The organism is Corynebacterium sp. CCUG 61414 (assembly GCF_024453945.1).
GTDB lineage: Bacteria > Actinomycetota > Actinomycetes > Mycobacteriales > Mycobacteriaceae > Corynebacterium > Corynebacterium pseudogenitalium.
On sequence record NZ_JAGPYU010000024.1, the window covers coordinates 1 to 10653 of the forward strand.

Annotated in this window: 14 protein-coding genes and 2 tRNA genes; 2 read left to right on the top strand and 14 right to left on the bottom strand. The window is 61.2% G+C overall.

What is annotated here, in order from left to right:
• Positions 1-169 precede the first annotated feature (169 nt).
• The 14 genes from KBX14_RS10900 to KBX14_RS10965 all read right to left on the bottom strand — a co-directional run bounded on the left by KBX14_RS10900 (position 170) and on the right by KBX14_RS10965 (position 9741).
• A tRNA-His gene (locus KBX14_RS10900) sits at positions 170-242 on the bottom strand.
• Positions 243-285: 43 nt separating this feature from the next.
• Complete coding sequence (gene orn / locus KBX14_RS10905; protein WP_256005413.1) at positions 286-921, bottom strand: oligoribonuclease; 636 nt, start codon at positions 919-921, stop codon at positions 286-288.
• A complete protein-coding gene (gene cmrA / locus KBX14_RS10910) occupies positions 922-1728 on the bottom strand; it encodes a mycolate reductase (RefSeq protein ID WP_070975247.1) in 807 nt (268 codons plus the stop codon).
• A 5-nt stretch (positions 1729-1733) separates the two neighbouring features.
• The gene (locus KBX14_RS10915) at positions 1734-2063 is read right to left on the bottom strand and encodes a transcriptional regulator (RefSeq protein WP_256005411.1); all 330 of its coding nucleotides are present in this window, start codon (positions 2061-2063) and stop codon (positions 1734-1736) included.
• Positions 2056-2484, bottom strand: a complete 429-nt coding sequence (locus KBX14_RS10920) for a hypothetical protein (RefSeq protein WP_256005409.1) — start codon at positions 2482-2484, stop codon at positions 2056-2058. The genes KBX14_RS10915 and KBX14_RS10920 overlap by 8 nt, the downstream gene beginning before the upstream one ends.
• A 26-nt stretch (positions 2485-2510) precedes the next feature.
• Positions 2511-3017: a type II toxin-antitoxin system death-on-curing family toxin gene (locus KBX14_RS10925; protein ID WP_218117848.1), complete on the bottom strand. Its 507-nt coding sequence runs from the start codon at positions 3015-3017 to the stop codon at positions 2511-2513.
• 9 nt (positions 3018-3026) lie between these two features.
• Positions 3027-3599, bottom strand: a complete 573-nt coding sequence (locus KBX14_RS10930; protein WP_070362005.1) for a Panacea domain-containing protein — start codon at positions 3597-3599, stop codon at positions 3027-3029.
• A gap of 243 nt (positions 3600-3842) precedes the next feature.
• A complete protein-coding gene (locus KBX14_RS10935) occupies positions 3843-3968 on the bottom strand; it encodes a hypothetical protein (protein WP_255365827.1) in 126 nt (41 codons plus the stop codon).
• A gap of 86 nt (positions 3969-4054) precedes the next feature.
• A tRNA-Arg gene (locus tag KBX14_RS10940) sits at positions 4055-4128 on the bottom strand.
• Between the two features lie 51 nt (positions 4129-4179).
• Positions 4180-5847, bottom strand: coding sequence for a phospho-sugar mutase (locus KBX14_RS10945; protein ID WP_071573576.1), 1668 nt, complete (start codon positions 5845-5847; stop codon positions 4180-4182).
• Between the two features lie 2 nt (positions 5848-5849).
• Positions 5850-6500, bottom strand: coding sequence for a deoxyribose-phosphate aldolase (gene deoC / locus KBX14_RS10950; RefSeq protein WP_071573575.1), 651 nt, complete (start codon positions 6498-6500; stop codon positions 5850-5852).
• A gap of 36 nt (positions 6501-6536) precedes the next feature.
• The gene (locus tag KBX14_RS10955) at positions 6537-7901 is read right to left on the bottom strand and encodes an MFS transporter (protein WP_071567636.1); all 1365 of its coding nucleotides are present in this window, start codon (positions 7899-7901) and stop codon (positions 6537-6539) included.
• Positions 7902-7938: 37 nt separating this feature from the next.
• Positions 7939-8658, bottom strand: coding sequence for a purine-nucleoside phosphorylase (gene deoD / locus KBX14_RS10960; RefSeq protein ID WP_070478436.1), 720 nt, complete (start codon positions 8656-8658; stop codon positions 7939-7941).
• A 138-nt stretch (positions 8659-8796) separates the two neighbouring features.
• Positions 8797-9741, bottom strand: a complete 945-nt coding sequence (locus tag KBX14_RS10965; protein ID WP_071573574.1) for a sugar-binding transcriptional regulator — start codon at positions 9739-9741, stop codon at positions 8797-8799.
• Between the two features lie 79 nt (positions 9742-9820).
• Between KBX14_RS10965 and KBX14_RS10970 the strand changes: the two genes are divergently transcribed.
• A complete protein-coding gene (locus KBX14_RS10970; RefSeq protein WP_177224297.1) occupies positions 9821-9997 on the top strand; it encodes a hypothetical protein in 177 nt (58 codons plus the stop codon).
• 104 nt (positions 9998-10101) lie between these two features.
• Positions 10102-10383: a helix-turn-helix domain-containing protein gene (locus KBX14_RS10975; protein ID WP_143110603.1), complete on the top strand. Its 282-nt coding sequence runs from the start codon at positions 10102-10104 to the stop codon at positions 10381-10383.
• Positions 10384-10653: the final 270 nt, after the last annotated feature.

Below are 10653 nucleotides of genomic sequence, written 5' to 3' on the forward strand. Positions count from 1 at the left end.
GAGAAAAGGGTGGGCTGGACGCAGCTAAACACACACAAAATGTCCCTTATCGCGACACGCCGTAAAAACACACAAAACGTCCCTTAAGCCCAATTCTTGGCTTAACGTACCTGCCGTCGAAAGCAATGTGCCCCGCAACCTGTTTATACAGGCCACGGGGCACTCTCGGGGTGGCTGACGGGGCTCGAACCCGCGACACCCAGGATCACAACCTGGTGCTCTACCAGCTGAACTACAGCCACCATCGCTGTTTTTCAACAGCGGGAACTACTTTACAACGAAAGCCTAAGATTGCAAAAACCGCTGGTAGTGAGCGTGTGCGGCGGCTGCGGCGTCAGCAGCTTGCTCGGAATCTGGGCCTGGGTCCGGCGTGAATACGGAACGGCGGTAGTAGTCGAGCTCCTGGATGGATTCCACGATGTCGGCGAGCGCGCGGTGCGCCAGACCCTTCTCGGGCTGGTTGTAGTAGGCGCGCGGGAACCAGCGACGGGACAGCTCCTTGATGGTGGAGACGTCGATCATGCGGTAGTGCAGGGCGGCGTCGAGACGCGGCATCTGCTCCCGGATGAAGGAACGGTCGGTGGCGATGGAGTTGCCCGCAAGCGGCGCCGGGTGCTCCGGGTCGCAGTGCTTTGCAATCAGCGCGAGGACGGCGTCCTCGGCCTCCTTGATGGACACTGAGGAGGAGCGGATCTCGTCGAGAAGCCCGTTCTCGGTGTGCATGTTCAGTACGAAGTCGTCCATTTCGGCGAGCTCATCCTCGGTGGCGTGGACGACCAGGTCCAGGCCTTCGTCGAGAATCTCAAGCTGGGCATCGGTGACGAGCGCTGCGACCTCAACGATGACGTGGCGGGACGTATCCAGGCCCGTCATCTCCAGGTCGACCCACACGATGCGGTCGTTTTTTGCAGGGACATCCATCTATTCTTCTCCCATCTTTGCGTAGAACCGCCCCATGATCGGGGCGAGGGCGCCGCGCGGAGCGTACGTCGATACGAAATCCATCACCTTGGAAAGCGGGCCCGGCACCACGCGGCGCTTGTTGCTGCGCATCGCGCTGATGGTGTCCTTCGCGCAGGACTCGTACGTGGTCCAGAGGAAGTCAGGCACGACCTTGTCCACGATCGACTGCTCCTCCTCAGGAACTTCTGCCTCTCGCACCGGGCCCGGCGCGAGCAGAGTGCAGTGTACGCCGCTGTCCTTGAGCTCGTAGTGCAGGGCCTCCGTAAACGTATTGACGCCCGCCTTTGTAAACACGTACGTTGCGTTGTTCGGGATCGGCGTGTTGCCTGCTGCCGAGCCGACGTTGCACAGTGCACCTTCGCCGCGCGGCACCATTTGGTCCAGTACCGCCTTCGTGATGCGGAACACCGCCGTCGCGTTGAGGTTGAACTGGTCCGTCTCGTAGTTCCAGTCCTGCTTCATAAACGGACCAAAGGAGGCGATACCGGCGGAGTTCACGCAGATGGTGATCTTCTTCTGCCCGATGTAGTCCAGCAGCGCGGTCACGTCGCGCTCCTTGGACAGGTCGGCCGCGAAGACTTCGGCGTTGATGCCATGCGCTTGTGCCAGCTCCTTGGCAAGCTGCATCAGCACCGCTTCTCGACGCGCCACCAGCAGCACGTTATAGCCAGCAGCAGCAAGTTGGCGGGCAACCGCCTCACCGATGCCCTGCGAAGCGCCAGTAATTAGCGCGAAAGAATCAGTAGTTGGGGAGGGAAACGTCATGCACCTCAGGGTACCCGACTGCCCGACTCCGCAATCGAGCGCAACTCCTCGATACAGTCCTGGTATGCGCGGGCTCCAGTCGCGGTCAGGGTGACCCAGTCCACGTTTTTGTCTGGGTTCGCCTTGCGGTCCGTAAACAGGGACACGTAGCCGGCCTCTTTGAGTGCGTCGATGGCCGTGAGGTAGGCGTCGCTATCTAGCTGGGTGAGGGTGCGCAGCCGCTTGGGGTGCATCTCCTTGTTCTCCGCGGCGCCGACGTCGCTGGTGGTGGCCTCGGCGGCAAAGAGTGCGGCGCAGATGCTCAAGCACGAGGGTTGCAACAAAATATCAGGCATTGTTCCTCCAGCTCCTCGCGTACGTAACGACGAAAACGACGGTCGCGAACGCGCCGAGCAGACTCGAGAACACCTTGTTCTGAAGCGGGGCGACCTGCAAGAGCGATATGCAGAGGAAGTACACGCCGAAGGGAAGAAACGACATTTTTGGGTCCTCTTTGACCGGCTGTCGGATGCTTGAGCGCACGCCGTTTGACCTGCGTCGCTCGATGACAACGATGCACCCGATACATGGCACAAACAGGAGGAACGGCCAAAACTGGTCGAGAACAAAGATCAGCGGCAGGCTCGCCCCGAAGCAGACCGCCGCGCACAAGATCCACCCCCAAGGAACGGCCGGTTTCTCCCTGGTGCGCTCCTCGGTTTCATGCGCTGCGGCCAGCAACTTGCGGGCCTGAACGGAAGAAATAGAGACGGACATGGCGCCATGGTACATCGGGGGCGATGCTATTTTTGTCGGTAGCGCCGCGCTAGACCATCAATATCGGCCCAGCGTTGAAATGCGCGGCTGGTGTGTGCGATGACCGAATCCAAATCCGCGGCATGTGTAACGATGTACTCCATCAGTCGGGCGCCTTCTTCGCCTGCGGCTAAATCAGGTCCCTTGCCCTCTGGCTCTCGGACATGAACCGAAAACAAGCGCAGATAAGTGAGCCCAACGATAAGTGCGGTGCGCTTGTTGCCATCGGCAAACGGATGGTTATTGGCTATATGGACGGTGAGCGCGGCTCCTCTATCAAACACCGAGGCGTACCGGGGCTGGCCACTGAATAACTGGAACGGGGCGTAAACTGCACTTTCCAAAGAAGCCCGGTCCACAGTAAATCCAAGATAACTCTCCGGTTCTCCGTTCGCGTTTACACGATCCCCGCAGCCTTGATTCACTGCGCACGCCAACTCCACGAGCATTTGAGCTAAAAGCTGCTCTCTGGAAGCTTCACTGTGGTCAGACAATTGCGTTGATTACCGGTCCGCGAGGAGTGAAAGGGTGTTGTGCCATTCCGCTTCGACTTCATGTGCAGTGGCAAGCAGATGATCGAAGCTAGGAAGGTGATCCACGTCTGGCAGGGAAGGCGAGTCTGGGACAGAATGTCCTGACTGGAGCAACTCCGTGAACTCTTCGCGCATCGTGGTCATGCTCAAAGCGCTGCTACAATGCGTGCCCCCGACCGCGTTGCTGCGTGCTTCCTGCCAAGCTCGACCGTGGCTCATGTCTGACAACTCCGCGGATGTCAGCGAACCGTAGAAATTCACAACGCTTTCAATCGTTGCTCGGGCAAATGGCGAAAGTGCCGAAGAATTCCCACCAGGAACGTGTGGGACCTCCCATCCACGCGCGACGTTTTCTGTACTGCGGCGGAGGTCATAGGGGACGGGTCCTTTTGCCCAAGCTTGCAGCTCTTCTTCAAATAATGGCATTCCGGTCCAGGCAAGGTGCCAGCCTTGGGAAAAGAAGCAGATTTTATAAAGCTTCATCTTGTCGACGCCGGGGATGAGTTCGGTCACATACTGGCCGGCGTCAAGAATATTGGACATAGTGATCACCAACTTTAGAGAGGCTTCAGGAACCCAACGGTACTCGAACCTAATGGACCGCTATCCTACCAGCACATACGAGTGTGCTACGAGTGAAGTTGTTTTGCTTGAGGGCTGTTCTTTACGGGGCTGCCTGGGCGGCTGGCGCGCCACGTGACAGGGGAGACGCCACAGTGCTCGGCACATTCCGGAACGCGCCATAGGCGCGGCCGGTCTACTCATCGATAATGATGGGCTGCACGGCTATGCCTTCTTTTTGTTCTTGTCGATGCCGTAACCGACGGCAAGGAAGGCGAGACCGAAAAGAGGGTTGGCGCCTGCGAGGGTGGTGATGATGCCGGTTCCGGCTCCAAGGAGTGTGAATCTCATTGTGGGTCCTTTCTTCAAACCCACCATACCAACAAAAACACCCCCACCACCAGGCAAAACGCCAGGCAGCGGGGGTAAACGAAAAGCGCCCCCAGCAGGATTCGAACCCGCGACACACCGGGTAGAAGCCGGTTGCTCTAATCCACTGAGCTATGGAGGCTGAGCTGGGCGTCGACAAATCGGCGCCCAAGCCTTCGATAGTATAGCGCAGTTAGATTCCGCACAGCGCGCGGGTGGCGTCGCTGATGGTGGCCAGGCGGGCATCGGCGGCGGCCCAGTCAGGCGCCTCTCCCGTTTCGACTGGCAGGACCACCTCGAGGTAGCACTTCAGCTTCGGCTCGGTGCCGCTCGGGCGGATGACTACGCGGTCGTTGTCCGCGGTGCGGATCAGGATGCCGTTGGTGCCTGGGGTGGCGCCGTAGCCGTTGTTGAGGTCGACGTACTCGACAACCTCAGAGCCAGCGAGCTCCGTCGGGGTGTGTGCGCGGAGGCGCTGCATGGCGTCGCTGATGAGGGAGAGGTCTTCGACGCGGAAGGTCAGCGGCTGGGTACGGTACAGGCCGTACTTGCTGGCCAGGGCGTCGAACTGCTCGAGCACACTCATGTTGCGGGCCTTGAGCTGCGCTACAATCGAGCCGACAATCACCGCAGCGGACATGCCGTCCTTGTCGCGGGCGTGCGCCGGGTCGACGCAGTAGCCGATCGCTTCCTCGTAGCCGAACACGAGCTGCGGGGTGCGTCCGATCCACTTGAACCCGGTGAGCGTCGTTGCGTGCTCGAGCCCGTGCGCTGCCGCGATTTTGCCGAGCAGCCTGCCCGAAACAATCGAGCACGCCGTCGAACCGCCCTGCGCGCGCGACGCCATGTACTCGCCGATCAGTGCTCCGGTCTCGTCGCCGGAGAGTTTCACCCAGCCGTTGCCCAGCGGGGTGCCCGCGCTTGGGGTGGTGCGCGCCGGGACGGCGACTGCGCAGCGGTCGGCGTCGGGGTCGAGGGCGATGATGACGTCTGCGTTGACCTCGTTCGCCCTCTCGACGGCAAGATCGAGGGCACCGTCTTCCTCCGGGTTGGGGAAGGCGACGGTGGGGAAATCAGGGTCAGGCTTCCACTGCTTTTCGACGCCCACTACGTCCCCAAAGCCCGCAGCCTCCAGGGTGGCGCGTGCGAGTTCGCCACCGACGCCGTGCATTGGTGTGAGCACGATCGTGATCGGTGGGGTGCCGTCGAGGTCGCTAAGCGCGCTGGTGGCGGCGACGTAGTCCTCGCGGGTGTCCACCTGCTCGATGGTCGTGTCGAGCGGGAGGTCCGTCGCGCCAGGTGCGGCGGCGATGCAGGCAGCGATCTCGGCGTCGGCAGGTGAGATGATCTGGCAGCCGGCGGCGTTATCTGCGTCGACGACGCGCCCGCCGAGGTAGACCTTGTAGCCGTTGTCCCACTTCGGGTTGTGGGAGGCGGTGACCATGATGCCGGCGTCGGCGTTGAGCGTGCGCACGCTGAAGGAAGTCAGCGGGGTCGGCTGGGCCAGCGGCAACAGCATGGCGTGCCCACCCGCGCCGGCGACGACCTCAGCTGCGGCCTGCGCGAATTTGGCGGAGCCGTGGCGGGCGTCGCACCCGATGACCACGCGAGGCGTGTCCACCTGCTGCTTGAGCCATTCCATGAGCCCGGCGGTGGCGCGCATGACCACGGCCTGGTTCATGCGGGACTCGCCGAAGCCAATCTCGCCGCGCAGCCCCGCGGTGCCGAACTGGAGCGGGCCGGCGAAGGCCTTCGCAAGCTCGGCCTCGTCGTCGAGGACGGCAGTTAACGCCTCGCGGGTGGCGGGATCGGGATCTTGCGCGATCCAAGCCTCGGCCTGTGCACGAAGATCAGTAGCCATTGTTAGTTCCACCCTTCCAGCACCGCTGCGGAGCTGGACAGGCCCAGGCGGGACGCGCCAGCCTCAATCATTTCCTTCGCGGTGGCGGCGTCGCGGATGCCGCCGGAGGCCTTCACGCCGAGCTTGTCGCCGACGGTCTCGCGCATCAGTTTCACCGCGTGCGCGGAGGCACCACCAGCGGGGTGGAAGCCTGTCGAGGTCTTCACGAAGTCGGCACCGGCCTCCATGGAAGCCTTGCACGCTGCGACGATCTCCTCGTCGGTGAGGACGGCGGACTCGATGATGACCTTGAGCAGCTTGTCGCCGCACGCCTTCTTTACTGCGGCGATGTCGTCGCGTACGACGTCCCACTTGCCTTCCTTGGCGGCACCCAGGTTGATGACCATGTCAACCTCGTCCGCGCCGTTGGCAACGCTGTGTGCGGCGTCGGCAGCCTTTGCCTCAGTTGGGACTGCGCCGGACGGGAAGCCACACACCACTGCGACCTTCAGATCAGCTGGGGTCTCGATGGGCAGCATGGATGGGGAGACGCAGACGGAGTACGTGCCGAGGTGCGAAGCTTCGTCGATAAGCTTGGCGACGTCCTCGTGGGTGGCCTCCGGCTTGAGCAGCGTGTGGTCGATCATCTGGGCGACATTTTGGCGAGTAAGCATGTTGAAAAACTCCTTGAGTTGTAGAAAGTGTGCAGGTTAAGCCGGTTGCTTCATGCGCGCAGTGAGCGCTGCATAGAGCGCGGTGCCGGCGACTGCGATGATGGCCAGGATGAGCATGACGGTGGGGTAGCTGCCCGAGTTTTGTGGCAGGAAGCCTGGCACCCCAAGGCCGAGATCCACCAGCTTCGCGCTGTACGCGATGCCGAGCGGGACGGCGACGTTGATTGTGAGGTTGTAGAAACCGATTGCGATACCCGACTTCGCAGCGGGGATATTGCCGATTGCCGTCGCGACCAGTGGCGCGTACAGCAGGGCGAAACCGCAGGCGAAGAGCAGGGAGGAAAGCATGAAGACCCACGGGCTGGCTTCCATCCCGACTGCGAGGAGCAGCAACGCGATGGTGATGGAGGCGAGTGCGGTGAAGATCGCGGGGCGCGTCGGCAAGAACTTGCCGATCTTGCCTGAGAGCGCGCCGACGATGACGGCGCCGGTGTAGCCCGGGATGAGCAGCAGGGAGGCGTCGTCAGCGCTGAGCCCGTGGACGGCCTTCGCCATTGCGGGGAAGAGCACCAGGTAGCCGAGCTGCACCGAGTAGACAATCGCGACGAGCACGATGGCGGTGACGTAGGCGCGGTTCTGGAAGAACTCCGGGTTGACCAGCGGGCGCTTGCCCTTCTTCACGTGGGCGATGAATGCGACCAGCGCGAGAACCAGCGGGATGAGCCACAGTACCTGGAAGGCCTGCATGAACATGATGGCGCTGGTCGCGAGCACGGCGATGAGGAACAAGCCCAGCCAGTCGACATGGCCCGACTCCAGGGAGGCCTCCTCCGGGACCGTCTTCATGATGACGGGGACGGCGAAGATCAGGATGAGCGGGATGAGGAACATCGCGGTCCACGAGATATGGGTGGCGATGTAGCCCGAGGTCAGCGCGCCGAAGAGCGTCGCGCCCTGGAAAGCAGACGTGGAAAAGCCCAGGTAGGTCTTCTGATCCTTCTCGCTGAGGTGTTTGGTCACGTAGATGACGTAGAGCGTCTCCGCCGCAGCGAGGCCGGTGGTCTGCACCACGCGGCCGGCCAGGACCAGCCCCCACACGTTCTGACCCAGGTAGCCGATGACCGAGCCGACCAGCGTCAGCGTGATACCGACCATCAGTAGCTTGCGGATACTCACCACGTCAGCCAATGCCGCGTACACCACCGCGCCGATGCCGATGATCACGCCCGCGAGCGAGGCCTGCAAGCTGACCTCATTGAGGGAAAGGTTGAGCGCCTCACCCATCGAGTCGGTCATGAACTTGAAACCGTTATCGATGATCAGCGAGAACACGAAGGTAAACAGGATGATCGGCACGGCCCGCTTCGGGCTGAGCGCCTTTTGAACTGTTTGAGATGTCATGGTGAGTTCCTTCAAACGTGTGGGGACGGGTTGTGGTTTAGACGGCGGCCAGCGGAAGTGCCAGCTCCATCATCTGGGTAAACGCGCTCTGGCGCTCCTCAGCGGAGGCCTTCTCGCCGGAGCCGATGACGTCGGACACGGTGAAGATGCCCATCGCGTCAACGCCTGCCTCGGCAGCGACGGCGTAGAGGCCGGCGGATTCCATCTCGACGCCGAGCACGCCCATCTTGGCCCAGCGGTCGTTGACGTCGTCCTTGAAGTTGTAGAAAACGTCGGAGGACAAGATGTTGCCCACATGGATGTCGACGCCCTGCTTCTGCGACTCCTTGTAGGTTGCCTCGAGCAGCTTCCAGGACGCGGTCGGGGCGTAGGTGCCCGGCAGGTCGTACTGCTCGATGAAGTGCGAGTCCGTGGATGCGGAGGAGGCGACGATGATGTCGAAGAGCTTCATGTCAGGCTGGAAGCATGCGCAGGAGCCGACGCGGATGAGCTTCTTTACGCCGAAGAAGTGAATGAGCTCGTAGGCGTAGAGGCTGATGGACGGAATGCCCATGCCGGAGCCCATCACGGAAACTTCGTGGCCTTGGTAGGTGCCGGTGTAGCCGAGCATGTTGCGCACGGCGTTGAACTGGACTGGGTTTTCCAGGTAGGTCTCTGCGATGAACTTCGCGCGCAGTGGGTCGCCCGGCATGAGGACGGTTTCAGCGATTGGTCCGGTTGGGACGATGTGCGGTGTGGAGACGGTCGGGGTGGACATGTGCAACTCCTTTTTCGGTAGCTGGTTGACCTTTCGCTGTCCACTCTAAGACCGTTCGGAACATATGGCAATATCAAAGTTTGCAAATGTTCTGATTGGGGGTGCAAACCACCCCAGATGGGGGAGAAGGGGCGTCAATTAGCGGGTCTTCGCGATCTCCAGCACCCGAACCGCCGTCGGCTGATCAATCACCAAATCACTGGCCAGCCCCATCCACAGCGCCGTCTCAATCGCCTCAGCTTTATACAAACCCCCAGCTACCAGCACTCGACGTGGTCTCGCCCGCAGCTCGTCAAGCTCAATGCCCACCGTCAGATCATCAATTCTTTTCGACGCCACATCCCCCTCCCGCGTGTAGAACCGCGAACAAGCGTCACCCACCGCAACGCCGAGCAGCTCCCGCGACATCTCCTCAGAGAGGTACCCCAGGTTCATCAGCAGGCTCTGTTTTCGTACCGATCCCACCGTGAACACCGCCACGTCCGTCTCCCGCCCATGCTGCAGCACGTCGGCGATATGGGAATCCTGCTCCACAATCTCCTTGGTTTCCACCCGCTCAAAAATGACAGGCAACGGGAGCGTTAACGCGGGCGCGTTGAACGCGGTGCAGAAACCGGTGATCGTCTCAAAGTCATTCGTTGCCAGGTTGGAACGCGACGACCCACCTTTCAATTGCACAATCTGGCGCGCCCGCATGTTCGTCGATCGTAGATTCCGCGCAATGTTGAGCAGCGTTTTTCCCCAGGACACCCCCACCGAAAGGCCATCCAACGGCATCGACTCCAGGTAGCGTGCGCCAGCCACCCCAAGATCCTCCATGATCGCTGCAGATGGGTTCGCCGGGTGAACAATCCGCACACCCTCCAGCGTGTACCGGGAGGTGAGATCCTCGATCAGGATCTCGTCCGCCTCCTGCGGGTCGTGTACCTCAATAGTGACGTAGCCACGGTCCTTCGCGTGCTGCAGAAGCTTCGCCACCGTAGGACGGGAGCAGCCCATCTCCGCAGCAACCTCCGCCTGACTCAGCTCCGAGCGGTAATACAACTTGGCAGCCGTCAGCGCATCCCGATCACGTGTGTCCATGCACTACAGCGTAGCGCCTGGGGGTTTGCCCTTAACTGTGTGGCAATATCTTGGCTAGGCCCTAAGCGAAAGGAAAACCATGAGCAACGACGAAGTAACGATGCCACGCAAAGAATACGAGGCGCTGAAACGAGAAAATGCTCGACTGCGCAAAGAAGCCAAGCTGTGGAAGGACACTAGCGATGTCCTGGGAAAAGCTATGGGGTCTCTGCCAAAGCAACATGGCGGGACCTCCGACGCGGCGGAAAAATTCTAAGCCCCGAAGAAACGAAGCGGTACGAGGAAGGAGTACGTCAAGAAAACGAGTTCCTGGATCTACTCATGGGCGTCGGGCATTCTATGAGTCGCGCCTGCAAAATTTTGAAGATCTCACGCTCGAGGCGCTATTACCAGACCAACCCGAGGCCCAAAAAGGAAAACCCGATCCCTCACCGCGAACGAAACATCCCACGTATTCCGGATTCAGATGTACAACAGATTCTCGATCTTTTCGACGCCCACCCCGACCTGAGCGCGGACGCCATCTATCAGAAGGCGCAAGACAGCGGGTTGCAGCTCGCGAGCTTGCGGACTTTCTACCGCATCGCCCGTGCACACGGGAAGCTACAGCGTCAGCGCCGCGCTGCTGAATCAGACTCGTAAATCCACCGTGGCGTTTTTCGCGACGGACCCTCTGCGTTGGGTGTCCGCGCGGCGGACACTTATTGGTGGTGGGTTTTCTGGAGCTGCTGGTGAGAGGGCTGCCGCGGACAGAGTGCGGTCAGGGTGTCCGCGGGGCGGACAGTTTTTCCGGGTTGAGGCATCATCGGGTGCGTGTCCGCGGGGCGGACAGGGCAAGTGGTTGGTTCTGCTCAATCCGCAAGGTGGGAGGGGTGCCGCGGACAGGGTGTGGCATGCGGGTTGTCCGCGTGG